The 24,249-nt window shown below is 72.0% G+C and carries 25 protein-coding genes and 1 pseudogene; 14 read left to right on the plus strand and 12 right to left on the minus strand.

The genetic code is table 11. The annotated features are described in order from the left end of the window. Positions 1–10: 10 nt before the first annotated feature. A complete protein-coding gene (locus ACTXG6_RS02570) occupies positions 11–244 on the minus strand; it encodes a hypothetical protein (protein WP_445186149.1) in 234 nt (77 codons plus the stop codon). Positions 245–483: 239 nt separating this feature from the next. Between ACTXG6_RS02570 and ACTXG6_RS02575 the strand changes: the two genes are divergently transcribed. Further along, positions 484–1,074 carry a VanZ family protein gene (locus tag ACTXG6_RS02575; protein WP_445186150.1) on the plus strand — a complete coding sequence of 197 codons (591 nt, stop codon included), beginning with the start codon at positions 484–486 and terminating at the stop codon, positions 1,072–1,074. Here the strand turns inward: ACTXG6_RS02575 and ACTXG6_RS02580 are convergent. The 6 genes and pseudogenes from ACTXG6_RS02580 to pdxH all read right to left on the minus strand — a co-directional run bounded on the left by ACTXG6_RS02580 (position 1,047) and on the right by pdxH (position 7,487). Then, positions 1,047–2,516: a cryptochrome/photolyase family protein gene (locus tag ACTXG6_RS02580; RefSeq protein WP_445186151.1), complete on the minus strand. Its 1,470-nt coding sequence runs from the start codon at positions 2,514–2,516 to the stop codon at positions 1,047–1,049. The genes ACTXG6_RS02575 and ACTXG6_RS02580 overlap by 28 nt on opposite strands. 35 nt (positions 2,517–2,551) lie before the next feature. After that, positions 2,552–3,868, minus strand: coding sequence for a citrate synthase (locus ACTXG6_RS02585; RefSeq protein WP_445186152.1), 1,317 nt, complete (start codon positions 3,866–3,868; stop codon positions 2,552–2,554). 64 nt (positions 3,869–3,932) lie between these two features. Then, positions 3,933–4,871: a carbohydrate kinase family protein gene (locus ACTXG6_RS02590; RefSeq protein ID WP_445186153.1), complete on the minus strand. Its 939-nt coding sequence runs from the start codon at positions 4,869–4,871 to the stop codon at positions 3,933–3,935. 231 nt (positions 4,872–5,102) lie between these two features. Further along, a pseudogene (locus tag ACTXG6_RS02595) lies at positions 5,103–5,324 on the minus strand (amino acid permease); the annotation flags it as partial. A 31-nt stretch (positions 5,325–5,355) separates the two neighbouring features. Beyond that, on the minus strand, positions 5,356–6,768 hold the full coding sequence (locus ACTXG6_RS02600; protein WP_445186154.1) for an MFS transporter: 1,413 nt from the start codon (positions 6,766–6,768) through the stop codon (positions 5,356–5,358). A gap of 71 nt (positions 6,769–6,839) precedes the next feature. Continuing rightward, on the minus strand, positions 6,840–7,487 hold the full coding sequence (gene pdxH / locus ACTXG6_RS02605; protein ID WP_445186155.1) for a pyridoxamine 5'-phosphate oxidase: 648 nt from the start codon (positions 7,485–7,487) through the stop codon (positions 6,840–6,842). A gap of 127 nt (positions 7,488–7,614) precedes the next feature. Between pdxH and ACTXG6_RS02610 the strand changes: the two genes are divergently transcribed. Both ACTXG6_RS02610 and ACTXG6_RS02615 read left to right on the plus strand, forming a co-directional pair. After that, complete coding sequence (locus tag ACTXG6_RS02610) at positions 7,615–8,637, plus strand: DUF4185 domain-containing protein (RefSeq protein ID WP_445186156.1); 1,023 nt, start codon at positions 7,615–7,617, stop codon at positions 8,635–8,637. 182 nt (positions 8,638–8,819) lie between these two features. Continuing rightward, positions 8,820–10,007 (plus strand): citrate synthase 2, encoded by a 1,188-nt coding sequence (locus ACTXG6_RS02615; RefSeq protein WP_445186157.1) that lies wholly within the window; start codon positions 8,820–8,822, stop codon positions 10,005–10,007. Positions 10,008–10,107: 100 nt separating this feature from the next. Here ACTXG6_RS02615 and ACTXG6_RS02620 read toward each other — a convergent pair whose 3' ends face one another. After that, positions 10,108–11,370 carry an oxygenase MpaB family protein gene (locus ACTXG6_RS02620; protein WP_445186158.1) on the minus strand — a complete coding sequence of 421 codons (1,263 nt, stop codon included), beginning with the start codon at positions 11,368–11,370 and terminating at the stop codon, positions 10,108–10,110. 77 nt (positions 11,371–11,447) lie between these two features. Here ACTXG6_RS02620 and ACTXG6_RS02625 point away from each other — a divergent pair, with 77 nt between their 5' ends. Both ACTXG6_RS02625 and serC read left to right on the plus strand, forming a co-directional pair. After that, entirely contained in the window at positions 11,448–12,122 is a 675-nt protein-coding gene (locus ACTXG6_RS02625; RefSeq protein WP_445186159.1) for a TetR/AcrR family transcriptional regulator, read from the plus strand. Positions 12,123–12,217: 95 nt separating this feature from the next. Further along, positions 12,218–13,357, plus strand: a complete 1,140-nt coding sequence (gene serC / locus ACTXG6_RS02630; RefSeq protein ID WP_445186160.1) for a phosphoserine transaminase — start codon at positions 12,218–12,220, stop codon at positions 13,355–13,357. Between the two features lie 106 nt (positions 13,358–13,463). Here serC and ACTXG6_RS02635 read toward each other — a convergent pair whose 3' ends face one another. Then, on the minus strand, positions 13,464–13,673 hold the full coding sequence (locus tag ACTXG6_RS02635) for a hypothetical protein (protein WP_445186161.1): 210 nt from the start codon (positions 13,671–13,673) through the stop codon (positions 13,464–13,466). 85 nt (positions 13,674–13,758) lie between these two features. On the opposite strand from ACTXG6_RS02635, the gene ACTXG6_RS02640 reads away from it, so the two are divergent. From ACTXG6_RS02640 to sepH, 3 genes are all read left to right on the plus strand, one after another. Continuing rightward, positions 13,759–14,643, plus strand: coding sequence for a helix-turn-helix domain-containing protein (locus ACTXG6_RS02640; protein WP_445186162.1), 885 nt, complete (start codon positions 13,759–13,761; stop codon positions 14,641–14,643). After that, positions 14,627–14,827 (plus strand): DUF397 domain-containing protein, encoded by a 201-nt coding sequence (locus tag ACTXG6_RS02645; RefSeq protein WP_445186163.1) that lies wholly within the window; start codon positions 14,627–14,629, stop codon positions 14,825–14,827. The genes ACTXG6_RS02640 and ACTXG6_RS02645 overlap by 17 nt, the downstream gene beginning before the upstream one ends. A 109-nt stretch (positions 14,828–14,936) precedes the next feature. After that, positions 14,937–15,953: a septation protein SepH gene (gene sepH, locus ACTXG6_RS02650; protein WP_445186164.1), complete on the plus strand. Its 1,017-nt coding sequence runs from the start codon at positions 14,937–14,939 to the stop codon at positions 15,951–15,953. Here the strand turns inward: sepH and ACTXG6_RS02655 are convergent. Genes ACTXG6_RS02655 through ACTXG6_RS02665 form a run of 3 tightly spaced genes read right to left on the minus strand, consistent with a single transcriptional unit; the run spans position 15,950 to position 17,268 of the window. After that, positions 15,950–16,120 carry a hypothetical protein gene (locus ACTXG6_RS02655; protein WP_445186165.1) on the minus strand — a complete coding sequence of 57 codons (171 nt, stop codon included), beginning with the start codon at positions 16,118–16,120 and terminating at the stop codon, positions 15,950–15,952. The two genes, sepH and ACTXG6_RS02655, sit on opposite strands and share 4 nt — an antisense overlap. 24 nt (positions 16,121–16,144) lie before the next feature. Then, the gene (locus ACTXG6_RS02660; protein WP_445186166.1) at positions 16,145–16,429 is read right to left on the minus strand and encodes a DUF2537 domain-containing protein; all 285 of its coding nucleotides are present in this window, start codon (positions 16,427–16,429) and stop codon (positions 16,145–16,147) included. Next, positions 16,426–17,268, minus strand: a complete 843-nt coding sequence (locus tag ACTXG6_RS02665; protein ID WP_445186167.1) for a TrmH family RNA methyltransferase — start codon at positions 17,266–17,268, stop codon at positions 16,426–16,428. Before ACTXG6_RS02665 ends, ACTXG6_RS02660 begins: the two co-directional genes overlap by 4 nt. A 196-nt stretch (positions 17,269–17,464) precedes the next feature. On the opposite strand from ACTXG6_RS02665, the gene ACTXG6_RS02670 reads away from it, so the two are divergent. The 6 genes from ACTXG6_RS02670 (at position 17,465) to ACTXG6_RS02695 (ending at position 24,246) form a co-directional block, all read left to right on the plus strand. Further along, positions 17,465–18,985: a glutamate--cysteine ligase gene (locus ACTXG6_RS02670; protein ID WP_445186168.1), complete on the plus strand. Its 1,521-nt coding sequence runs from the start codon at positions 17,465–17,467 to the stop codon at positions 18,983–18,985. 348 nt (positions 18,986–19,333) lie between these two features. After that, positions 19,334–20,521, plus strand: a complete 1,188-nt coding sequence (locus ACTXG6_RS02675; protein ID WP_445186169.1) for a hypothetical protein — start codon at positions 19,334–19,336, stop codon at positions 20,519–20,521. Beyond that, positions 20,518–21,288, plus strand: coding sequence for a hypothetical protein (locus ACTXG6_RS02680; RefSeq protein WP_445186170.1), 771 nt, complete (start codon positions 20,518–20,520; stop codon positions 21,286–21,288). Before ACTXG6_RS02675 ends, ACTXG6_RS02680 begins: the two co-directional genes overlap by 4 nt. Beyond that, positions 21,288–21,590 carry a hypothetical protein gene (locus ACTXG6_RS02685; RefSeq protein ID WP_445186171.1) on the plus strand — a complete coding sequence of 101 codons (303 nt, stop codon included), beginning with the start codon at positions 21,288–21,290 and terminating at the stop codon, positions 21,588–21,590. The genes ACTXG6_RS02680 and ACTXG6_RS02685 overlap by 1 nt, the downstream gene beginning before the upstream one ends. Beyond that, positions 21,587–22,765: a hypothetical protein gene (locus ACTXG6_RS02690; protein ID WP_445186172.1), complete on the plus strand. Its 1,179-nt coding sequence runs from the start codon at positions 21,587–21,589 to the stop codon at positions 22,763–22,765. Before ACTXG6_RS02685 ends, ACTXG6_RS02690 begins: the two co-directional genes overlap by 4 nt. Further along, entirely contained in the window at positions 22,762–24,246 is a 1,485-nt protein-coding gene (locus ACTXG6_RS02695) for an SCO6880 family protein (RefSeq protein WP_445186173.1), read from the plus strand. The genes ACTXG6_RS02690 and ACTXG6_RS02695 overlap by 4 nt, the downstream gene beginning before the upstream one ends. The last annotated feature ends 3 nt before the right edge of the window (positions 24,247–24,249 follow it).

Consider the following 24,249-nt stretch of genomic DNA (forward strand, 5'->3'; position numbering starts at 1 on the left):
ACTCAGCGGCTCACGGCTCGCCGAACACGGTCGCCCGGATACGGGCGAGCTCGTCCCTGGTCTCCTCGAACTTCTGCCGGTTGCCGTCCGCTCTCGGTTCGATGCTCAGCGCGCGCAGCAGCTCGGTGGCGTGCAGGCCGGGGTCGCCTGCGTCGCTGAAGGTGGGGTGCAGCCCCTGTTCAGCGAGGTGGTGGAAGACCAGATTCACGACGGTCCACGGGTTATAGCTCTCGTTCGACGCCACTGGATCCACCTGGCCGATCGTTGACCCGGAGGATGACAGCAGGCGTCTCATCTTGCGACTGTTGTCCTCCGCCGGTGTGGCTGGACCCAGTGCGGCCGATCACAGCGGGGCCGCGACCGGGACCGCGGCGGGCCGGGATGCGATATAGGTGGAGCACGGAGCAAACCCGAGGAACACTGAGCTACCTGGGCGGCCGGCCACTGAACGGCTCTCAGCCAAGAAGGGGAGGCCGGTTTTCGATGGTCGCCATTCTGGAAGCCGCCCGCCACCTGCGCTGGCTGCTCCCGGTGAACCACTGGTCGCCGCTGCTCGGGTTGCTCGGCGTCATGGTTTGTCTGCTCGCCTGGGGCCCGGTCGCCAGGCTCACCGGCTGGCGGCGGTGGCCCACCCTGTTCGCCATGGTCTCGCTGGTCGCCGTGTTCACGCTGACGCTCGCGCCCAAGGGTTGGGAAGGTAACCACCGCTCGCTGGCCCAGTGCCTGCCGTCCGACTGGGCGGAGTTCGGCTCCTCGGCCGGCCATGTCGGCAGCGGGGTGGAGAGCTGGCTGAACATCGCCATGCTGATGCCGCTCGGCTTCGGACTGATGCTGGCCAGCCGGCGGGTGGTCTGGCCGAGTCTGCTGATGGTGCTGCTGCCGGTGGCGATCGAGCTGACCCAGGTGCTGATACCGGGGCGGGAGTGCTCGGTGTCGGACTGGCTCGCCAATTCGCTCGGCGGGCTGATCGGGGTAGCCGTCGGCTGGCTCACCCAGCGCTGGCTCCGGGCCCGCAAGGCCGCCCGGCCCAGTGCCCCGCCGACCCCTCAGCCGGACGCCTTGACCAACTCGTAGCGGGCCAGCGCCTCGAGCCGTTCCGCCGCGTGGTCCACGATCGGCTCCGGGTAGCCGGGAGGAGGGCCGCCGGGCAGCCGCCACGGCTGGTGCACCGCCTTGCCGGGCACCTCCCGCAGCTCGGCCACATAACGGCGCACGTAGCCGCCGTCCGGGTCGAACCTCTCCCCCTGGCTGGTCGGGTTGAAGATCCGGAAGTAGGGCGCGGCGTCGGTGCCGGAGCCCGCCGTCCACTGCCAACCGTGCTGGTTCGATGCCAGGTCGCCGTCCACCAGGTACCGCATGAAGTGCCGCGCGCCACGCCACCAGGGCAGGTGCAGGTCCTTCACCAGGAAGCTGGCCACGATCATGCGCACCCGGTTGTGCATCCAGCCTTCGGCGCGCAGCTGGCGCATCCCGGCATCCACCACCGGGTAGCCGGTGCGCCCCTCGCACCACGCGGTGAACAACCGCTCGGACTCCGCGCCGTCGTCCCAGGGCAGCGCGTCGAAGCGGCGGTCGGCGTTGTGCCGGGCGGTGCGCGGGTGGTGCCCCAGCACGTCGGCGTAGAAGTCGCGCCAGGCCAGCTCGGCGCGGAACGTGCCGGCGGCCGACTCCGGCACCTCCGCCCGGTCCGGGTTCGCCAGGTCGGCGAGCAGGGTGCGCGGGTGCACGCAGCCGAAGCGCAGGTACGCGGACAGCCGCGAGGTGCCGGGCTTCGCGGGATGGTCCCTGGCGCGCTCGTAGTCGGCCAGTGCGCCGTCCCGGAACGCGGCCCAGGCCCGGAGCGCCGCCGCCTCGCCTGGCGCTGGCAGATCGGCGGCACAGTCGGCCCAGTCGGCGGTCCAGTCAACGGCCCGGTGAGCCCGGTCAGCGGCCCGGTCGGCCCGGTCGGCTGACCCGAGGGGAACGGGCCCGGGGAGCGGAGTGGCGAGCCCGGTCGGCGGGTCCAGCCAGTCGAGGGTGTCGGTCCCGGTGGCCGCAGGCGCCCGCCAGCCGTGCGCGAGCCAGGCCCGCTGGAACGGGGTGAACACCCGGTAGGGCAAACCGTCGGCCTTGCGCACCCGGCCCGGGGTCACCGCGTAGGGCGAGCCGGTGCGCACCAGCTCACCGCCGTCGGCCGCCAGCGCGGCGGCCACCCGCTCGTCGCGCGCCCGCCCGTACGGGCCCGCGTCCGTGCTGACGTGCACGGTCCGCGCGCCGACCTGGCGGGCGACCCCGGGCACCACCCGAGCGGGGTCGCCTCGGCAGACCAGCAGCCGGCCGCCCAGCGCGGCGTCCAGCTCGCGCAGGCAACCGGCCAGGAAGATCCGTCGGGCCGCCCCGGACGGCGTGAGCAGCCGGGCGTCCAGCACGAACAGCGCGAGCGCGCGGGGCGCCGCGTCGGCGGCGGCCAGCAGCGCCGGGTGATCAGCCAGCCGCAGATCCCGCCGGAACCACAGCACGGCGGTGTCGGTGGGCACCCGAGGTCAGCCTCCAATCAGCAGCTCAGCCCAGATCAGCCCCGGTCCGGGACCGCGATGTAGTTCCGCTCCGGCGAGCCGGTGTACAGCTGGCGCGGGCGGCCGATCTTGGTCTGCGGGTCGTGCATCATCTCGCGCCAGTGGGCGATCCAGCCGGGCACCCGGCCGAGCGCGAACAGCACGGTGAAGAACTTCGTCGGGAAGCCCATCGCCCGGTAGATCAGCCCGGTGTAGAAGTCGACGTTCGGGTACAGCTTGCGCTCGATGAAGTAGTCGTCGGCGAGCGCGCGCTCCTCCAGGGCGAGGGCGATGTCCAGCAGCGGGTCGGATACGCCGAGCTTCTTGAGCACCTCGTCCGCGCTCTGCTTGACGATCTTCGCGCGCGGGTCGTAGTTCTTGTAGACGCGGTGCCCGAAGCCCATCAGCCGGGCGCCGTGCTCGCGGTCCTTGACCCGGCTGATGAACTGGTCGATGTCGCCGCCCTCGACGTCCCGGATCCGGGTCAGCATCTCCAGCACCGCCTGGTTGGCCCCGCCGTGCAGCGGCCCGAACAGTGCGTTGATGCCGGCCGAGATGGACGCGAACAGGTTCGCCTGCGACGAGCCGACCATCCGCACGGTGGACGTGGAGCAGTTCTGCTCGTGGTCGGCGTGCAGGATGAACAGCACGTCCAGCGCGCGGACCAGCTCCGGGTCGGCCTCGTAGGGCTCGGCCGGGAAGCCGAAGGTCAGGCGCAGGAAGTTCTCCACCGCGCCCAGCGAGTTGTCCGGGTAGAGGAACGGCTGGCCGATCGACTTCTTGTAGGCGTACGCGGCGATCGTCGGCATCTTGGCCAGCAGCCGGACGGTCTGAAGCTCCACCGCCGCGTCGTCGAACGGGTCAAGGCTGTCCTGGTAGAAGGTCGACAGCGCGCTGACCGCGCTGGACAGCACCGGCATCGGGTGTGCGTCGCGGGGGAAGCCGTCGAAGAACCGCTTCAGGTCCTCGTGCAGCAGGGTGTGCCGACTGATCTTGTTCTTGAACGACTCGAGCTCGGCCTTGGTGGGCAGCTCGCCGTAGATGAGCAGGTAGCTCGTCTCGGCGAAGGTGGAGTGCTCGGCCAGCTGCTCGATGGGGTAACCGCGATAACGCAGGATTCCGGCGTCGCCGTCGATGTAGGTGATCTCGGAGGCGCAGGCGGCGGTGTTACCGAAGCCGTTGTCCAGGGTCACCATCCCGGAGACGTTCAGCAGCTTACCCAGCTCGATGGCCGAGGAGCCTTCGGTCGGCTCGACGATCGGCATCTCGTACTCGCCACCCGGGTAAGAAAGGACAGCGGTTTCGTGGGCTGTGTCGCCCTTGGATGAAGACATGTGGAGGTTCCCTCTCACACTCGGATGACGCTTTGGGTTCAATCCCAAACTAGTGCCTGCACCGCTAATTCGGCGTCTTGAGCGGGGCGGACGCGCTCAGTTCCGCGGCGGTCGGTGGCTCGGCCCCGGGACGGGCACAGGTCCGCGCGGCGGCCAGCGCGGCGAAGCTCAACACGTCGTGCCATGCCTGTAGGTCCAGGTCGGCAAGTCGGTTGCGGTCGAGCGCCCCATGTGCATACAGCCTGGCCAGCAGCGCGGCGTGGGCGGTGTCGCCGGCGCCGATTGTGTCCACAACCACAGTGGGAGCGCCCGGCACGTCGATCGTGCCGGCGGGGGTGACCGCGGTCAGCCCGTCACCGCCGCGGGTGATCACCACGGCGGTGACCCCGGCTTTCAGCCACTCGTCCGGGTGATGCAGGCCCAGCCAGGAGGCGTCCTCGTCGGACACCTTGAGCAGGCCGACGGAGGACAGCCAGCCGCGGAAGCGCTGCCGGTAGGCGTCCGGGTCATGGATCAGGTCCGGCCGGATGTTCGGGTCCAGACTGATCAGCCGGCCAGCCTCGGCCTCCCGGCGCAGCACCGTCTCGTACACGCTCGCGCCGGGCTCGAGCACGAGCGACAGGGTGCCCAGCGCCACCGCGGCGGTGTCGGCGGGCAGCGGGCCGGGGTCGGTGATCAGCCGGTCGGCGGTGCCGTCGGTGTAGAAGCCGTAGCGCGCGGAGCCGGAGGGTTCCAGGCCGACCACCGCGAGCGTGGACGGCTCCGGGCCGCGCTGGACCAGCGAGATGTCCACCCCGGTGCGGCGCAGCCGGTCCAGCATCGCGTTGCCGAACGGGTCGGTCGACATCCGGGACAGGAACCGGGCCGGCACGCCGAGGCGGCCGAGCGCCACGGCCACGTTGTACGGCCCACCACCCCAGCGCGGGAGCAACGGGCCGCTCGGGTCACGGGTACCCGGGCTCGGTACCAGGTCGACCAGCGCCTCACCACCGACCACGATCATGAGCTGACCCGACCCTTACCTCGATCACGAAACGGCAGCTGGGAGCGAACCTGCGGTCGACACTGACTCACCACGCTCGGAGTCTGGCAAGCGGCGCGAACCGTGTCGACCGCCGGAGGGCCAGTTGCGCGAATGATTACGCGGAACGCGCGGGGTGCTGGGTCACTCGTGCGTCCGATCGGGGTCGACCCGCCCGACCACGAGATGGTTGACCAGCCAGCACAGCACGCCCACGTAGCTGAACGCGGTGAGCAGCGCGACCACGAAGGCCGCCAGGAACGGCACCCAGAGCGCACCGCCGATGCGCGCGGCGACGTCACCGGTCAGCGCGTAGATCCCGGTGCCGAGGATGTCCCCGACCACGAAGAACAGCAGCAGTTTGGGGCCGATCGCCCGCTTCAGCTCGGGCTGTCGAGGTGCTTCCGCCAGGGATGACGCCGCATGATCCACCATCCTGAGACCTGCTCAGCAACGGTGGCGGGTGTCACCCTGTATGACCGGATAACGGCCCCGGGGCGCGGTAGCGCCAGAAGGTGGGCAGCAGGACGGCCGCGATCACGGTGGCCACGATCACCGCGACACCACCGCCGGCGGCGGCGGGGCCGGTACCGACGGCGGCGGCGGCCGGGCCGTGCCAGATGTCGGCGAGGCGGGGGCCACCGGCCACCACCACGATGAACACACCCTGCATCCGGCCGCGCATCTCGTCGGTGGCGACCACCTGCAGCATCGTGGACCGGAACACCGCGCTGACCAGGTCGGCGGCACCGGCGAGCGCCAGGCACGCCACCGCCAGCCAGAGCAGGTGGGTCAGCCCGAAGATGGTCACCCCGAGGCCCCACACGCAGATCGCCACGATCACCGCCACACCCTGGCGGCGGACCCGGTGCAGCCAGCCGGAGAACAGCCCGCCGGCCACCGCGCCGATCGCGATCGCGGCGTACAGCAGGCCGAGGGCGAGACCGCCGCCGGCCGGGTCGTGGAAGGTCCGCTCGGCCATCTCCGGGAACACCGCGCGCGGCATGCCGAACGCCATCGCGATGAGGTCCACCAGGAACGACATCAGCAGGATCTTCTGGGTGGCCACGTAGCGGAAGCCGGCGATCACGTCGCGCAGCCCGGCGGTGGGCCGCACGCCGCGCTCGTTGGGCAGCGGCGGCATCTTCGGCAGTCGCCAGGTCGCCCAGAGCGAGGCGAGCAGCGCGATGGCGTCGACCAGGTACAGCGTGGAGAGGCCGATCAGCGGGATCAGGGCGCCGGCCAGCACCGGGCCGACGATGGCGCCGAACTGGAACACCGTCATGTTCAGCGCGTTGGCGGCCGGTAGTTCGGGGGTCGGCAGGATGCGGGGCAGCACGGCACTGCGGGTCGGCTGGTTGATCGCCAACAGACCCTGCTGCACCGCGAACATGCACAGGATCAGCCACACCGAGCCGAGCCCGCTGGCCGAGGTCACCCACAGCAGCAGCGACATCAGCGAGATGCCGGCGCCGGAGGCCAGCAGCAGGGTGCGGCGGTCGATCGCGTCGGCGATCGCGCCGCCCCACAGCCCGAAGACGACCAGCGGAACCAGCCCGAACAAGCCGGTCAGGCCGACGAAGCCGGAGGACTGGGTGAGGTTGTAGATCTGCACCGGGACGGCGACGACGGTGAGCTGGGCGCCGATCGTGGTGATCACACCGGCGCCCCACAGCCGGCGGAACTCCACGGTGTTCAGCGGCCGGGTGTCTGCCAGCGCACCGCGGAACTTGCCGGCGAGAACCCTGGTGGCACCGGGTCGAGGGGCGTCCGGGTCGACCGGGACGGTGATTTGCTCGTGCGTGATGTGCTCGTGCTCGGAGGGCCCCGGTTTTCGGGGCCCCGGATCATGAGGCTCGGAAGGGCGCGCAGGTGTCACGTTAAAGACTTAGCACGGCGAACTATCGAGTTTGTTCCCGATTCGGCGGGTGATGTCCCCGGCCGCACCGGTCAGGGCGCCAGGCGGTGGATCGTCCAGCGTTGGTCGGGGGTGCGGTCGTAGGTGAGCCGGTCGTGCATCCGGTCCTTGCGACCCTGCCAGAACTCCACCCGGTCCGGGCGCAGCAGCCAGCCTCCCCAGTGCGGCGGCACCGGCACCAGTTCGGAGTCGGAGAACCGCCGGGTGACCGCGTCCAGCGAGTCCTCCAGGGCTTGGCGGCTGGACATCACCACCGACTGCGGCGAGGCCCAGGCGCCGAGCTGGGAGCCCCGGGCCCTGGTCGCCCAGTACCGCGCGGTCTCCTCCCGGCTGGCCCGCTCCACGGTGCCGCGCACGTTCACCTGGCGCTGCAGCGCGTACCACGGGAAGGTCACCGACGCCCGCTGGTTGGAGCGCAGGTCGCGGCTCTTCGCCGAGGTGTAGTTGGTGTAGAAGACGATGCCCCGGGTGTCGATCCCCTTGCAGAGCACGCTGCGGGTGGATGGCGAACCGTCCAGATCCACGCTCGCCAGCACCATCGCCGTCGGCTCGGCCAGCTCGGCCGCGGTGGCCTCGGCCAACCAGGCGGCCAGTTGCAGGTCCCAGCGCGGTGCCAGGTCCGCCGCGTCCAGCGTCGTCCTGAGCTCGTCCCGCACCCGATCGACCCGGTCTACCGTCATACCGACCCCTTCCGCCCCGGACCTGACCGTAGGTGGGCACCCGCACTGATCGCCAGGGCTGATTGGCCCGCGGTTCTGATCGAGTGGGGTGCTGATCTCCAGAATCCCATGTGGTACGGATGCGCCCATGGCGTTTCCCCCGCTCGTGGTGCCCACCGGACTCGAGCTGATTGGCCAGGTGACCGGCGAGGACTCGCCGAACCGCACCGGCAGCCGGTTCGGTTTCCTGGCCACTGACCTCGGCATCCTCTGGGATGACGGCGAGGGCGGCGTGCTCGCGGCCTTCGGCGACACCTACGGCGATGGCTGGGCGGGACCCGGAGCCGGCGCCCGGACCGCCGACCACCGGCGCAACGTGCTGGGCCGGTCCACCGGTACCGAGCTGCGCGCCGGCCTGGTGCTGGACGAGATGACCGAGGACCGCCCGGGGCACGCCGCCGAGATCCTGCCGGCCGACCCGCACCGGCGCCTCGAGTCCACGGTGATCCCCACCGCCGGCATCGCGGTGGACGGCGTGCAGTACATCCACTACATGTCGGTCAAGGTCTGGGGCGTCCCCGGTGGCTGGCGCACCAACTACGGCGGCATCGCCTACTCCCGCGACCGGGGCATGACCTGGCACAAGGACCGCGACGCGCGCTGGCGCAACACCTGGCTGCGCGGCCGGCAGCCGTTCCAGATGGGCGCCTTCACCCGGGATCCCGCCGACCCGGCGTGGGTGTACCTGTTCGGCACCCGCAACGGCCGCTTCGGCGACGTGCACCTGGCCCGGGTGGCGGCCGGGCAGGTGGCCGAGCCGGGCAGCTACGAGTACTGGACGGGCAGCCACTGGAGCGAGTTCTGGCACCGGGCCAGGCCGGTGGCGGCCGGCCCCTGCGGCGAGCTCTCGGTGGCCTACCACCGGGGTCTCGGTTGCTGGCTGATGGTGCACCTGGACGACCGCGCGGGGCGGATCCTGTTGCGCTCGGCGGCGGCGGTGACCGGTCCGTGGAGCGACGGTCAGACCCTGGTCTCCGGTCAGGAATACCCGGCGCTGTACGGCGGGTACCTGCACCCGGGCGCGCTGGACGGTGACGAAATCTACTTCACGATGTCCCAATGGGGGCCGTACAACGTCTACCTGATGCGCGCTGACCTGGCCAAAAAGTGACTCGATAAGTATATCTACCATGCGCGTTAGTGATCCCTAACACTGGGCATTGCACAGGTGGCCCGGGGGGAGCAAGGTTTCCCCAACCGTGTGACCTGCGCCATGGCCGCTCCGCTGACCTGCGAGGCTGAGGCGCACAAGCGGTTTCCCACACCGGTGTTGGGAACTGACGAGGAGGACCCGTGTCCACAGCTGCCAGCGTTGCCTCCGCCACGAGCGGGACCACGCCGACCGCATCCACCGGGAGCCCGGAGGTACCGCCTCCGCCACCCGGGTTCAAATCGGGGCTCGAGGGCCATGTGGCCTTCCGCACCGAGATCGCCGAGCCGGACAAGGACGGCGGAGCCCTGCGTTACCGGGGCGTCAACATCGAGGACCTGGTCGGCCACGTGACCTTCGGCAACGTATGGGCGCTGCTGGTCGACGGCCGCTTCGGACCCGGCCTGCCGCCGGCCGAGTCGTTCCCCATCCCGGTGCACACCGGGGACGTCCGGGTCGACGTGCAGGCCGCGCTGGCCATGCTCGCGCCGTACTGGGGCTACCGCCCGCTCCTGGACACCGCCCCGGAGGAGGCCCGCGAGCAGCTCGCCCGCGCGTCGGTGATGGCGCTGTCCTACGTGGCGCAGTCGGCGCGTGGCATCGGCGTACCGGCGGTGCCCCAGGCCCGCATCGACGAGTGCACCACGATCACCGAGCGCTTCATGACCCGCTGGCGCGGCGAGCCCGACCCCGCGCACATCAAGGCGATCGACGCGTACTGGGTCTCCGCCGCCGAGCACGGCATGAACGCGTCCACCTTCACCGCCCGGGTGATCGCCTCGACCGGGGCCGATGTCGCGGCGTCGCTGTCCGGGGCGATCGGCGCGATGTCCGGTCCGCTGCACGGCGGCGCGCCGGCCCGGGTGCTGCCGATGATCGCGGAGGTCGAGAAGACCGACGACCCGGCCGGCCTGGTCAAGGGCATCCTGGACCGCAGGGAGAAGCTGATGGGCTTCGGTCACCGGGTGTACCGGGCCGAGGACCCGCGCGCCCGGGTACTGCGGCGCACCTGCCAGGAGCTCAAGGCACCGCGCTACGAGGTGGCGGTCGCCCTGGAGCAGGCCGCGCTCACGGAGCTGCGGGAACGCCGGCCGGACCACCCCATCGAGACGAACGTGGAGTTCTGGGCGGCGGTCATCCTGGACTTCGCCGAGGTCCCGCCGCACATGATGCCGGCCATGTTCACCAGTGCCCGCACCGCCGGCTGGTCGGCGCACATCATGGAGCAGAAGCGGGAGAACAAGCTGGTCCGCCCGTCCGCGCAGTACATCGGCCCCGGCCCGCGCCGCCCCGAGGAAGTCGAAGGCTGGGCCGAGATAGCCCACTCCTGACCGTTCTTAGTGGCTCGCACAGACCGCGAACAGGCCGCACAGACCCTGCAGGGTCTGTGCGGCCGTCACGGGCTCTGTGCGAGTGGGGAACGACCGGGGCTCAGCGGGCCAGCTTCTCCACCGGGCTGAAGCGGGCCGGGCGGCCGGCGGTGTGCTGTTCCAGCCAGGCCGCGCGTTGGGTTCGCTTGCGCTGGTCCAGCCGGTCGGCGTAGCCGGGGACGAAGCGGCGGCCGAGCTCGTTGCGCAGGTTGGGCAGCAGACCTCTCAGCGGCAGCAACCGCCGCCAGGCCGGTGGCACCGCCAGCTCGCCCGCCGTGAAGGTCTCCTCGGTCAGGAAGAACCTGGTCCAGTCCCGCACGGTGCGCTGCTCGGCGGCCTTGCGCGCGCGGTCCGCCTTCGAGATCTCGTCGGACGGGCCGAACGCGGCGACGAACGACTGCGCGAGCATCCGGCTGTCCGGGCCGTCGCTCGGGTCGTCGGCGATCAACATCAGGTAGGACAGCCGCCACCAGTCCTCGACGGTCTCCGGGTAGAAGGCCGGCTCGACACCCATCAGGTAACCGATGTAGCGCCAGAAGTGCATGTGGTCGAGGATCTCGTCGTTGCTCGGCCAGTAGCCGATCAGCTTGGTGTGCTCGTTGAGCAGGAACGACGTCAGGATCGTGCCGAACTGGGCGTTCTGGCTCAGTGGGGCGCCCAGGCGCTCGGCATCCCACTCGCGGTGCCCGCCCACCCGGCGGCGGATCATCGAGTGCATCACCCGGATGGTGACCGCCGTCTTGCGACCCGCACCGCCCTGGCGCAGCGCCCCGGGCTCCGAGGTGTCGATCCAGAACCGGCAGGTCTCCAGGTAGCGGCCGAACGCGGTGCCCCCGGTGTAGCTCCCGGTCAGCACCAGCGGCTTGTAGATCATCTCGAAGCGGTAGCCCTCCAGGGAGATGAGCCCGAAGTAGTAGAACGCGTCCACCGCGTAGCGACGGAACACGGCCGCGCCGCGCTCGACCCGGTCCCAGTCCAGCCAGGCCGGCTCGGTGTCCAGGTGCTCGAACAGCGCGACAAGCTCAGCGGGGGCGTCCGGCACGGCGGCGATGCCGTGCTCCAGAGCCCGGTCCATCAGCCGGCGGGCGTCCCGGGCGTAGCCGCCGTCGAACGCGGCACTGATGTACGCGTCGGAGAGCGGGTCGGCCCTGGCCCGGTCCCGGCCCAGCTCGGTGGCGACCTCGTCGGGCAGTGCGAGCGGGCCGGACACGAAGCGCCCGAACACGCTCATCAGCTGCTGGCTCCGCTTGCTGCCGCGGTTGGCGAAGTAGCGGAACGAGCTGGGCACCTCAGGTGTCACGACGGACGGCCGCGTGGTGGTCATAGTGGTCACGGTAGCGCATTAAATAGACACTTGACAATATTATCTGACCGACATCCCGTCCGACATAAGCTGACCCGGTGACCGAGCAGCCAGTGACCGAGGAGCCGGTGACCGAGGAGTCCCACGGTCGACCGAGGGGCCGGCCGCGCAAGGACTCCGGCCCGGCGCCGATCGACGACGTCCTCGCCGCCGCGCTGCACGCGTTCGCAACCCACGGCTACCAGGGCGTGTCGGTGCGCACCCTGAACCGCGAGCTCGGGGTCAGCCACAACCTGCTGCACCAGCGCTTCGGCTCCAAGGAGGCGATCTGGTACGCGGCCGTGGACTGGGGTTTCGGCCGACTGACCGAGGAGCTCGTGCGCTCCGGACAGAACCAGCCCGACCCGGTGCAGCGGCTCCGGGCGTTCATCCGGTCCTTCGTGGCGTTCTCCGCCCGCAACCCCGACCTGCTCCGGGTGGCCAACTCGGAGGGCGGCACGGCCACCGAACGACTGGACTACCTGCTGCGCACCTACGTACGGCCCACCATGGAGCGGATGGTCCCGACGTACCGCGAGCTCGTCGCGTCGAAGCGGGCCCGCCCGGTACCACCCGAGGCGATCTACTACCTGATCACCTCAGGAGCCGGCGCGATGTACAGCAACGAGGCCATGACCAGGTCGTTGTTCCCCGCCGAGGCACTGGACCCGGACCGGGTCGAGGCGTATGCGGAGAGTGTCACCAACATCATCATGGACGGCCTGATCCAGTAGTCCGCCCGGTCCGACCGCGCGCGAACTGGGAGCGGGCGAGCGACACTGCTCACCCTGTGCGGCCGCGGGCGGCCCGGATTGAGACACTCAGGTACGTGACGACGTCTACGAGCCCGACCACCCTGGAGATCCCCGCCGACCTGAAGCCGTCCGACGGCCGCTTCGGTTGTGGACCGTCGAAGGTACGTCCGGCCCAGCTCGAGGCGCTGGTCCGCGACGGGGCCGCGGTCATGGGCACCTCGCACCGCCAGAAGCCGGTCAAGTCGCTGGTCGGCCGGGTCCGCGCCGGGTTGAGCGAGCTGTTCTCGCTGCCCGAGGGCTACCAGGTCGTACTCGGCAACGGCGGCACCACCGCGTTCTGGGACGCCGCCGCCTTCGGCCTGGTCCGGGACCGTTCGCTGCACCTGACCTACGGCGAGTTCTCCGCCAAGTTCGCCACCGTGACCAAGGGCGCGCCGTTCCTGGCCGACCCGGTGGTGGTCACCGCTGCGCCGGGCAGCGCGCCGGTCCCGGTGAGCGACCCGTCGGCCGACGTGCTGGCCTGGGCGCACAACGAGACCTCCACCGGTGTCGCGGTGCCCGTGCTGCGCCCGGCGGGCACCACCGCCGGCCAGCTGGTCGCCATCGACGCCACCTCCGGCGCCGGCGGCCTGCCGGTGGACATCGCCGACACCGACGTGTACTACTTCGCGCCGCAGAAGTGCTTCGCCGCCGACGGCGGGCTGTGGCTGGCGCTGATGAGCCCGGCCGCGCTGGAGCGGGTCGCCGAGCTGGGCGCCTCGGACCGCTGGATCCCGGAGTTCCTCTCGTTGACCACCGCTGTCGACAACTCCAGCAAGGACCAGACGTACAACACCCCGGCCGTGGCCACGCTGTTCCTGCTCGCCGACCAGATCGACTGGATGAACGGGCTCGGCGGCCTGGACGGCTGCGTGGCACGCACCGCCGACTCCTCCTCGCGGCTCTACGAGTGGGCCGAGAAGTCGTCCTTCGCCACGCCGTTCGTCGCCGACCCGGCGCACCGTTCCCAGGTCGTCGGCACCATCGACTTCGACGACTCGGTGGACGCCGCCGCGGTGGCCAAGACGCTGCGCGCGAACGGCATCGTGGACACCGAGCCGTACCGCAAGCTGGGCCGCAACCAGCTGCGCGTCGGCATGTTCCCGGCCGTTGAGCCGGCGGACATCAGCGCGTTGACCGCCTGCATCGACTGGGTCGTCGAGCGGCTCGGCTGAGCACCCCGACAACCGGACACCGACAGACAAACAAAAAGGCCCGTCCCCGGCGCTGGACCGGCGGCGGGCCTTTTTGTGCCCCGAGAGTGGTATGGGTGAGCTGAGCTCAGCGGCGGATGCGGGCGTGCCGGCGGGGCGGCGGCGGCGTCCACCACCCGACCGGTTGGCGGACCGGGCGGCGCGATCGGCGGTCGACCAGCACCGCCAGTGCCACCAGGAACGGCAGCGCCAGCAGGGCAATCACCAGGAACAGTGCGCCACTCATGCAGACCTCCGGTTGCGCATCTGTCTTGATCTCCGGGAGTACAGTGATCACCAGTCCTGGTTTACCGAGACCGTAGTCAACGCGCGTTTTCTACGCACGTAAAAATCGAGTGAACCCTGACACGGAAGGTGCACGCGTGACGGAGCGGCGGCACGGGCTGGCCCGCATCCAGGTGGCTGCCACGCTGCGTCGGATGCGCGAGCAGGCCGGTGTGAGCAGGGACGCGGCGGCCCGCGAGCTCTACTGCACGGTGTCCAAGATCGGTGACATCGAGACCGGCCGCTCCGGGGTGAAACCGGCCGAGCTGGAGAAGCTGCTCGACCTCTACGAGGCGACCGGCGAGGACCGGGGCGAGCTGATCGAGACCGCCCGCACCTCGCGCAGCCGGCGCAAACGCGACGCCTCGCGGTCCAACATCCCGAGCAGCGAGAGCCGCTACATGGACCTGGAGTCGCAGGCCCGTTCGGTCACCTTCTTCTCGCCGGAGCTGCTGCCCGGCTTCCTGCAGACCGACGGCTACGCGCGGGCGCTGGTGGAGTGGTCCGGCCAGCACGACATGGCCGAGGTCAACCAGCGGATGTTCCTGCGGGTGGAGCGGCGCAAGCTGATGACCCGGCTCGACCCGCCGCCGGCCGCCTACTGGTGTGTGCTCGGCGAGGCGGCGCTGCGGGCCAACGTGGGCGGCCCCGTGGTGATGGCGGAGCAGCTCGACTACCTGCTGGAATGGTCCCGCACGATGCGCCACCTGATGATCCAGGTGCTGCCGCTGGGCTCCGGCGGGCACGCCATGATGGGCACCACCCACACGCTGCTGCGGTTCGACCCGCCGGCGCGGGAGATCCTGCACGTGGACACCCATCCACGGAACGTGTTCTTCGACAACGAGGCCGACGTCACCGCCGCGGCCCACAGCCTGGAGCTGATCAAGGCCCAGGCGGTCGGGCGCGAGGAGAGCCTCGCGCTGATCAGGCGGGTGCGCAACGACTACAAGGAGATGAGCGGGCATGCCACGCTGGAATGAGTGGTTCACCCCGCGGCACTCGGGCAACGGCGGTAACTGCGTCGAAACGTTGATCACTAAAAATGCGGTGTACGTACGTAACTCGAAGCGACCCGCCGAGGCCCCCGTCGAGTTCACCCACGACGAGTGGCGGGCCTTCATCGCGAGCGTCCACGATTCGGATGACTACACTCTGCCGGGCTAGGCTGCATCTCCCATGGGGCGTCCGACCCCAGGTCGGCGCGCCTCCCGGATAGGCAGCGAGCCGGCCACTACCGTCACTCGGACGAGCGTAAGGGCGAGCGGAGGGCTGGATGCGCGCGCTACGGGTCGTGGGGTACGGAGAGGATGGCGTCGTCATCCTCGAAGACCCGGACCGGCGCGAGCGTTTCACCGTTCCGGCCGATGAGCGGCTGCGGGCCGCGGCGCGCGGCGACGTCCAACGACTCGGTCAGATGTCGATGGAGTTGGAGAGCCAGTTGCGACCACGTGAGATCCAGTCCCGGATCCGGGCAGGCGCGTCCGTGGAGCAGGTAGCCGCGGCCGCCGGCGTCCCGCTGCAACGCATCGAGCGGTTCGCCTACCCGGTGTTGCTCGAGCGTTCCCGCACCTCGGAGATGGCGCGCCAGGCGCACCCGGTGCGCGAGGACGGGCCCGACCTGCGGACCCTCGACGAAGTGGTCGAACACACCTTCGGGCTGCGCGGCCAGGAGTACAGCCAGGTCGAGTGGGATTCCTTCCGCGGCGAGGACAACAAGTGGGTGGTCGCGCTGAGCTGGTCGGTCGGCCGCTCCGAGATGACCGCGCGCTGGACCTACCACCCGGGGGCGCACGGCGGCACGGTCACCGCGCTGGACGAGCACGCCACCGATCTGGTCGACGGGCACCTCTCCCGGCCGCCCCGGCGGGTCGGCCCGGTGATCGACTTCAGCAAGCCGGATGGCGCCGAGGAGACCGACTCGCCCCCGGCCACCAGCACCCCGGCCCCGAAGGCAAGCTCGCCCAGCACCACCGAGCGGTCCACCGCCGCCAATGACCGACCCACCGACCGGGCCAACTCCGGTGCCGCGGAGCGGGCCGCCAACCGCGCCACCGGAACCGACCAGTCGGCCGGCCGGCGCGCCACCAAGACCACTACCGGCTCCGGTCCGCGCGGCCGGGCCGAGGCCGCCAAGTCCGGCCAGGGCGACGGCGGCTCGAACGCCGGCGCCGCCGAAGCGGCCAAGCCGGACAGTTCGACCGGGGCGGCGGCCAAGCGCCCCGCCAGCCGCAAGGCCAAGCCGGTGATGCCGTCCTGGGAGGACGTGCTGCTCGGGGTCAAGCGCAGCTAGAGCGTGTCTCTCAATCCTATGCCGAGTGGCGTGGTGGCCAGGTGGGCGCATCGCAAGGCGGCGCCTTCTTCGGAGTCGCCGTCGGTGCGCAAGTCCTTGGTCAACCGAACGCCGCGCTGGATGATCATGACGGCAACCAGTGTGACGTTCAGTTGACCTTCGATCATGCCGGCAGCCAGCCGGCTCGGTGCTCAGTTGGAGGCGCCGAAGATGACCTCCACGAGCAGCCCGAGCCAGGCGAGCACCAGGCCCACTGCAACGCCGTAGCCGATCCAGCGCCAGAACGGGACCCGGTGCATCAGCCAGATCGACGGCGCCATGCCGAGCCCGATGAGCACGTTCGCCGGTACCGCCAGCCAGCCGAAGGACGCGGCGAGCGCATCGGTCAGGATGACGTCGAGCGCGCCGACCATCGCCGCGACCAGCGCGGTCACCGTCAGGCCGGTGGCCCACGGGGTGGGCTCCGGCCGGTTCACCCGACCTCTCGCGCGCGAGCGGCGTAGAAGGCCAGCGCCGCCGCGGTCGCCACGTTCAGCGAGTCCACCCCGTCGGCCATCGGGATGCGCACCCACTCATCCGCGGCGGCCAGCGCGGCCTCGGTCAGTCCCGGCCCCTCCGCGCCGAGCAACAATGCGATCCGCCCACCGGCCAACCCGGCAGCCGGCAGCGGGCGGGCCGACGGGCGCGGGCTCAGCGCGACGATGCGCCGTCCGCCGGCCCGCAGCAGGTCCAGCGAGCCCGGCCACGGCGGGTCGGCCGGCAGCGTGGCGAACGGCAGCCGCAGCACGTGACCCATCGACACCCGGACGCTGCGCCGGTACAGCGGGTCTGCGCAGTGCGGCCCGAGCAGTACCCCGTGCACGCCGAGCGCGGCGGCGTTGCGGAACAGGGCGCCCAGGTTCTCGTGGTCGTTGACGCCCTCCAGCACCGCGAGTACCCGGCCCCGCGCGGCCAGCGCGACGGCGTCCGCGGGGGAGGTCCGGTCGGCGACCGCGAGCACGCCGCGGTTGAGGTGGAAGCCGACCACCTCGGTCATCACCTCGGCGCTCGTCGCGTAGGCCGGCACGTCGGTGTGGCCGGCGCCGGCCAGGTGATCGGCCAGGTCGTCGGCCAGGTCGGCCAGCCGGGCGGGCACCCCGAGCAGCGCGCGCAGCGGGTACGGCGATTCGAGCAGCCGGCGCACGACGATCACACCCTCCGCGATCACCAGACCCCGCCCGCCGGGGCGGTCCGGGCGCCGGTCGGCGGTGGTCAGGTCGCGGAAGTCGTCGAGGCGGGGGTCCGCCGGGTCGTCGATCGTGATCATCCGTGCCACCCGGGCATCGTTCCAGTACCGCCGCGGCGGCATCCGGGAACCCCGCTGGTCGGCGCGTTTTGAGGCCGTCTCAGGCGCCGGGCACGATGTTGCTCACAACCCTCATCATCCGGACAGCCGTAGCATCCGCGCCGTCCGTGTGTCACGGTGATAGGCCCGTCCGGAACCCGCCATTAACCCGAACGAGGAGGGCCGTGTGGGCCGAGATTTGGCCCGAAGTTCATTCACCCGACGCGAACGACAGCAGTACCGGGGCAAGGTGCACCGATGCCTGAGCGCACTGTCCACGATGCTGCGCGATGGCGCCTTTGCCGGTGACAGCGAGGCAACGACCGGCCTGGAGGTCGAACTCAACCTCGTTGATCAGCGGCTCGATCCCGCAATGCGCAATGTGGCGGTGTTGGACGGGGTCGATTCACCCGAGCTGCAGTCCGAGCTGGGCCGGTGGAACGTCGAGCTCAACATGCCTCCTCGCCCGCTCCCCGGCGAGCACGGCCGCTATCTGGAGCACCACCTGCTGGACATGCTCGCGGAGGTCGAGAAGCAGGCCGAGACGGTAGGCGCCCGGGTGATGACCATCGGCATCCTGCCGACAATCACCGAGGAGCACCTGGTCGCCGAGCGGATGTCGCCGTCCACCCGCTACACCGCGCTCAACGAGCAGATTCTGAACGCCCGGGGCGAACCGGTCCGCCTCGACATCGAGGGCGTCGAGCTCGACGGGGACCCGGCCGAGCGGCTCCAGATGGACTTCGACTCCATCGCGCCGGAGGCGGCCTGCACCTCGTTGCAGCTGCACCTGCAGGTACCCCCGGACGCCTTCGCGGCGCACTGGAACGCGGCCCAGTGCGTGGCCGGCGTGCAGCTCGCGGTCGGCGCGAACTCCCCTTTCCTGCTCGGCCGCCGGCTCTGGGCGGAGACAAGAGTTCCGCTGTTCCTGCAGGCCACCGACGTGCGCTCGGTCGAGCTGCGCAACCAGGGGGTGCGGCCGAGGGTCTGGTTCGGCGAGCGCTGGATCAACTCCATCTTCGAGCTGTTCGAGGAGAACGTCCGCTACTTCCCCGGTCTGCTGCCGGTCGGCGGCGACCAGGACCCGCAGACCGAGCTGGCCGCCGGCCGGGTGCCCGCACTGGACGAGCTGCGGCTGCACAACGGCACCATCTGGCGGTGGAACCGGCCGATCTACGACGTCGCGGACGGGGTACCGCACCTGCGGGTGGAGAACCGGGTACTGCCGGCCGGGCCGAGCGTGGTGGACATGGTCGCCAACGCGATGTTCTTCTACGGCCTGCTGCGGGTGCTCACCGACCGGGACCAGCCTCCGCTGTGGTCGCAGCTGCCGTTCGCCGCCGCCGAGGAGAACTTCAAGGCGGCCGCGCGGGAGGGCATGCACGCCACCCTGTACTGGCCGGAAGAGGGCTGGGTAAGTCCGGACGAGCTCGTGTTGCGGCGGCTGTTGCCGATGGCCGCCGAGGGCCTCGCGCAGTGGGGTGTCGCGGACGCGGTGTCCCGGCGGTACCTCGAGGTGATCGAGCAGCGCTGCCGGGCCCGGTGCACCGGAGCCGGCTGGCAGCAGCGCACCGTGGACGCGCTGGAACGCCGCGGCATGGACCGGCCGGACGCGATCCGGGGCATGCTCGAGCGCTACCTGGACGGCATGGGCAACAACGCCCCGGTACACACCTGGCCGCTGCCGAAGTCAGTGCGAGCCCGGTAGCACCGGTCCCGGCTGTCAAGACCTGAGCGCGGAACATTCGCGATTGCAAACGCTCGCGACCATTCCGCCCATCTCGCTGGACGGCCGTTCCTATAGTCGTTTTCGTCAGTCCCGGTGACGGAAAGTGCCAGCCGGCGCCGGGATTGACCGCGGACAGTGACGGCTCCGCACGTCGACATGGCGCTGTTGACAGACCCAAAGCCCGTCGGTCCGGGGGTATCCAGGCACGGCAGCCCCCGCAACCGAAGTACCTCCGGACCGACGAACCAATCTCCAGCACCACCCGAGGCCCGTCCCCCGACGGGGTGAGGGCTAGTCAGCGTGTCTTTTTACGGATGAGGAGCGGCCATGTTCCGACGCAGGCGCGAGGCCTCCTTCCGGCCTCCGGCGTCGAGCGCCTGGTGGCCGGCCGGGGTCGACTCGACCGGCTCGAACCCCGCTCCCGCGCTGCCGACCGGCGACCCGTTCGGCGGCTGGCCCGCGTTCCCGGTCAACGGCACCGACCCGACCGATCCGGTACTCGGGCAGCCCGATCCGCCGGCCAGCTGGGCCACCCCGGCCGCCGCCCCGCCGCCCCGCTCGGCCGCCGCGTTCCCGGCCCCGGCCGCCGCGTCCGCCGCGCCGGCCGCGTTCCCCGCCCCGCCGGCCGCCCCGATACCCGCCGCTCCCCCGGTGCCCGACGCGCCGGGTGCCGAGCTGCCCACCACCTGGATGCCGCTGCTCACCCACGCTGACGACAAGCAGCCGTTCCAGACCAACCCGGAGGCCGACCCGGCTGACTCAGACCGGGCCGACTCCCCCCGAGAGTCCCGTCGGGTCCGCAACGGCCGCCGCCGCGCCGCCAAGCCCCGTGCCACCTCGACCGACCCTGAGCTGCCCGAACCGGCCGCCAGCCCGGAGTCCAGGGTGGCCGCCACGCCGATCGGCTTCCCGGCCCCGGAGGTGCCGGCCGACGCCGCCTTCGCCAACGGCGCCACCACCTGGCTGGACCCGGTCGCGCCGCTGAACCCGATGGAGGCCGCCGCGCTGGCCGGTGCGTTCGCCGCCGACTACCTGTCCTGGGACGAGGCCTCCCCGGACCGCCGAGGCCAGGTGCTCGCCCAGTACCTGCCCTCCGACGTGGTGGGGAGTGCCGCGCTGCTCGGCTGGTCCGGCAAGGGGCGCCAGCGCGCGGAGTTCTCGCTGCCCGGCGCGGTGCACCCGGATGGCGACGGCCGGGTGGTGGTCGACGTGCGGGTGCGGGTCACGCCGTACCGCGCGGTCGGGCAGCCGGCCGACCCCGCCCCGGCCGGTGAGCTGGAGGTGGCCGGGGTGCCCGCGGTCGCGCCCGCCCCCACCGCGCGCGGCTGGAAGAGCCTGGACTCCTACTGGGTGCGGATGACCGTGCCGATCACCCGCGACCAGGGCCGGCTCGTGGTGGACACCTGGGACGAGCAGCTCGACCAGGACGGCGAGGACTCCGCCGATCACGCCGACGAGAACGCCGACCTCGCCGAGGACCTCGATGACGTCGATGACGTCGTGGGTGTCGGATGAGCCAGCTGCGGGCGCCCCGGCTCGCCGGCGTGGGCGGGGGCGTCGGCACCACCACGCTGGCCACCGCGCTGCGCGGCTACGACCGGGGCCGTGCCGCCGACCAGGGCGTCGAGGTACTGGTCGCCCGCTCCACCGGCGGCTCGCTGCACCAGGCCGCGACGGTGATCGCCTGGCTGGCGTCGAACAGCCGGCCGCGCCCGGTGCTGGCCGTCGTCGCGGACCAGCCGGCGCCGATCCGGGGTCCGCTGCGGGCCCGGCTGCGGATGATCGAACCGCAGGTCAGCGCGCTGGTCGTGGTGCCGTACGTGGTGCACTGGCGCGAGCTCACGGACCCCCTGCGGGAGGCCGCCCGACTGTCCGAGTGCCCCGCCGACCAGCTGCCCAAGGCGCTGCGCGGTTACGGCGAGGCGCTCGCCGGGCTCGCGGAGGCGGTGCTGCGCTCCGGGCTGCTGACCGGCGCCCGCCCCGGCGGCCCGCACACCCCACCGCCGGCCAACCGGACCACCGGGCCGATCGGTCGCACCCTGCCCACCCGCGCCCTGCCCGACCGGACCCTGCCGAACCAGGCCGTCCCGAACCAGGCCGTCGCCGCCAACACCGGCGCCTACCCGGCAGTCGGCAGCACCGGGCCACACGCCGCACTCCTCGGCACCGGGCCACACGCCGCCGTCACCGGCACCGGCGCCTACCCCGCCGTCACCAGCACCGGCCCGCACACCGCCGTCGACCGCTCGCTCGCTCCAGCCGCCGCCCCCGGAGGACGCTGATGATCGCCGCTCGCACCGCCCTCGTCACCCCGACCGGGACCGCGCCGAACCCGCCGCCACAGGCACCGCCGGGTATCAACGAGCTGGCCAACGAGCTCATCGGCTGGCTCAAGTGGGGCGTGCTGGCCGTCGGCATCACCGGGATCCTGGTCTGCGCCGGAATGATCATCATCGGCCGGCGGCACCGCGGCGGGCTGGCCCAGGAGGGACTGCTCGGCTCGCTCTGGGTGCTCGGCGGCCTGACGCTGGCCTCGCTGGCCGCCGTGCTGGTCAGCGCGTTCGCGGGCGCGGTGACCCAGTGATCGGCACCGCGCACGCCGCCGCCGCGCTGCTCGCCGACGGCGCGCCAGGACCCTCGTTCGCCGCGATCGTGGAGTCCGCCGCCCGGGCCGCCGCCACCCTGGTCGGCGACGCGGCGAGCTGGTGGACGGTGCCCAGTACCTCACTGCTGCAGCCGGCGGTGCTCGGCGCGCACAACGCACTGCGCCCGGTACTGCTGCTGGTACTGACCGCCTCGGTGCTGGCGCAGTCCATCCGGATCATCGTGATGCGCCGGGGCGAGCCGCTGTTCGCGGTGTTCGGCGGCCTGGTCAAGTTCGCGGTGGCCGCCGCGCTCGGCGTCACCGTGCTCCAGGGCGCGCTGTGGGCCGGCGACGTGCTGGCCACCAACCTGCTCGGCACCTCGGCGGTCGACTTCGGCACCACGATGCGGGAGGCGCTGACCGCCCGCCGGGGCGGCCTGGCCGAGCCGTTCCTGCTGTTGCTGCTCTCCGTGGTGGTGTTGGCGCTGGCCGCCGCGCAGTGGATGGCGATGGCGCTGCGGCAGGTCGCACTGCTCGCGGTGGCGGCCACGCTCCCTCTGGCCGCCGCCGGTTCACTGACCGCGATCACCCGCAACTGGCTGTCCAAGCTGATGCCGTGGGCGCTGGCCATGGTGGTGTACAAGCCGGCCGCCGCCCTCATCCACGCGGTCGGCGAGCAGTACCTGACGCAGCTGGCGGAGCCGGGCGGCCCCGGGGTGAGCACCGTGCTGGCCGGCATCGTGGTGCTCGCGCTCGGGGTGGCCGCGCTGCCGATGTCGCTGCGGCTGCTGTCCTGGTCCTCGGTGCGGATCTCCACCGGCGGTCTGTCCGGCGACGCGATGGCCGGCGCGGTCGGCGCGATCCGGCTCAACTCGCGCAGCGCCACCTCGGCATCGGTGCAGCTGGCCACCTTCATGGAGAACGCCGGCCCGGGCAGCCACCAGCGGCTGATCACCGGGGCCGGCCCGGTCCACTCGCCGGGCGCGATCGCCGGAGCCAGGGCGACCACTGCCGGGGTGTCCCCGCGCGCGGGGAGCGCGCCGCCCGCGGAAAGCACGCCGCCGTCCCCGTTCGAACGGGGCCTGACCCAGCAGATCCCCCGCTACGTCGAGCCCGCCGCCGGCCCGATCGCAACTCTCACCCCGACCGCGAGCACGCGAGGAGCCCGGCGATGAGCAGCTACCCCGAGCAGCGCCCCGAGCCCCGGCTCTACGGGCACTGGCGGCCCGAGCGCGGCTGGGGCGTCGGCTCGCTGGGGCCGGCCCAGACCAGCATCGTGTTCGCCACCGTGCTGGCCCCGGTGCTGGCCGCCTCGGTCGCACCCAAGGCCGCCGTCGGGCTGGCCCTGGTCTCGATCCTCGTGGTGCTCGCGGTGACCGTCCGGGCCGGCGGCTCGACGGCGGCCGAGGCGATGACGCGGCGGTTCCGGTTCACCACCGCACGGGCCAAGGGCTGGACCGAGCTGTCCGGCGGCCTGCTCACCGAGCACCCCCGTGCGCACGACCTGCCCGGCCCGCTGGCCCCGCTGGTGGCGCTGGACACCGACGACGGGCGCGGCGGCCGGCAGGCCCTGGTGCTGGACCGGCACACCGGCACCCTGTCCGCCGTGCTGCGCTGTGCGCCGGCCGGGCTGGACCTGGCGGACCGGGCCAGCGCCGACGAGTGGGTGGCCTGCTGGGGCGCCTGGCTGGCCGACCTCGGGCACCGGCCGGTGATCCGGCACGTCGCGGTCACCGTGGACAGCGCACCCGGCGGCCTGGCCGACACCGACTACCTGCGCGGGCGGCTCGCCCCGGACGCCCCGGTTGCGGCCCGGAACCTGATGCGGGAGCTGATCGAGCTCTCCCCGTCGACCTCGGCGCAGACCGACACCCGGGTCACCGTCACGCTGGACCCGTCCCGCGCCGCACCCCGCCCGCCGGACCTGCTGGCCTCGGTCGCCGAGGTCACCCGGTGGCTGCCGGGGCTGGAGGCCGGCCTGTCCTCCTGCGGCGTCGCGGTGCTCGGCCGGGAGTCCGTCTCCAGCCTGACCTCCCGGATGCGCTCGGCGTTCGACCCGGCGTCCCGGGACGAGATCGCGCGCCAGGGCGAACAGCAGCAGCTGCAGCAGTGGTCGCAGGCCGCCCCGATCGCGGCCAACGAAACCTGGGACACCTACCAGCACGACTCGGGCATCTCGGTGTCCTGGGCGCTGCGCGAGGCTCCCCGGCAGGCGGTCAGCGCGCGGGTGCTGGTGCCGTTGCTGGCCCCCGGTCCGTACTCCCGCCGGGTCAGCCTGCTGTACCTGCCCTACCCCGCCGACCAGGCGGCCGCCCGGGTGGAGAGCGAGGTCACCGCCGGCCAGATGCGGCGGGCCTGGTCACAGCGCACCCGCCGCGACGAGACGCAGCGCGACCGGGACGACCGGGACCGCGCCGTGGCGGCCGCCCGCGAGGAGGCCGAGGGCGCCGGCGTCGGCCGGCTCACCGTGTACGTGACCACCACCGTCACCGACCCGTCGGAAGTGCCAGGGGCCATCGCCGACGTCGAGCAGCGGGCCGGCGCGGCCAAGCTGCGACTGCGTCGGCTGTGGGGCGCCCAGGCATGCGGGTTCGGCGCCAGCCTCGGGGTGGGCCTGAACCCGACCGAGCTGGCCAGCCGCGGCCGGGGTCGGTGAGCC

This window comes from Pseudonocardia sp. Cha107L01 (assembly GCF_052566575.1).

Excerpts from the sequence above, each read along its gene's own strand:
- ACTXG6_RS02575 (WP_445186150.1), top strand. The coding sequence starts at position 484 with ATGGTCGCCATTCTGGAAGCCGCCCGCCACCTGCGCTGGCTGCTCCCG.
- ACTXG6_RS02585 (WP_445186152.1), bottom strand. The coding sequence starts at position 3,868 with ATGTCTTCATCCAAGGGCGACACAGCCCACGAAACCGCTGTCCTTTCT.
- ACTXG6_RS02590 (WP_445186153.1), bottom strand. The coding sequence starts at position 4,871 with ATGATCGTGGTCGGTGGTGAGGCGCTGGTCGACCTGGTACCGAGCCCG.
- pdxH (WP_445186155.1), bottom strand. The coding sequence starts at position 7,487 with ATGACGGTAGACCGGGTCGATCGGGTGCGGGACGAGCTCAGGACGACG.
- ACTXG6_RS02610 (WP_445186156.1), top strand. The coding sequence starts at position 7,615 with ATGGCGTTTCCCCCGCTCGTGGTGCCCACCGGACTCGAGCTGATTGGC.
- ACTXG6_RS02620 (WP_445186158.1), bottom strand. The coding sequence starts at position 11,370 with ATGACCACCACGCGGCCGTCCGTCGTGACACCTGAGGTGCCCAGCTCG.
- ACTXG6_RS02645 (WP_445186163.1), top strand. The coding sequence starts at position 14,627 with ATGCCACGCTGGAATGAGTGGTTCACCCCGCGGCACTCGGGCAACGGC.
- sepH (WP_445186164.1), top strand. The coding sequence starts at position 14,937 with ATGCGCGCGCTACGGGTCGTGGGGTACGGAGAGGATGGCGTCGTCATC.
- ACTXG6_RS02655 (WP_445186165.1), bottom strand. The coding sequence starts at position 16,120 with ATGATCGAAGGTCAACTGAACGTCACACTGGTTGCCGTCATGATCATC.
- ACTXG6_RS02675 (WP_445186169.1), top strand. The coding sequence starts at position 19,334 with ATGTTCCGACGCAGGCGCGAGGCCTCCTTCCGGCCTCCGGCGTCGAGC.
- ACTXG6_RS02680 (WP_445186170.1), top strand. The coding sequence starts at position 20,518 with ATGAGCCAGCTGCGGGCGCCCCGGCTCGCCGGCGTGGGCGGGGGCGTC.
- ACTXG6_RS02685 (WP_445186171.1), top strand. The coding sequence starts at position 21,288 with ATGATCGCCGCTCGCACCGCCCTCGTCACCCCGACCGGGACCGCGCCG.
- ACTXG6_RS02695 (WP_445186173.1), top strand. The coding sequence starts at position 22,762 with ATGAGCAGCTACCCCGAGCAGCGCCCCGAGCCCCGGCTCTACGGGCAC.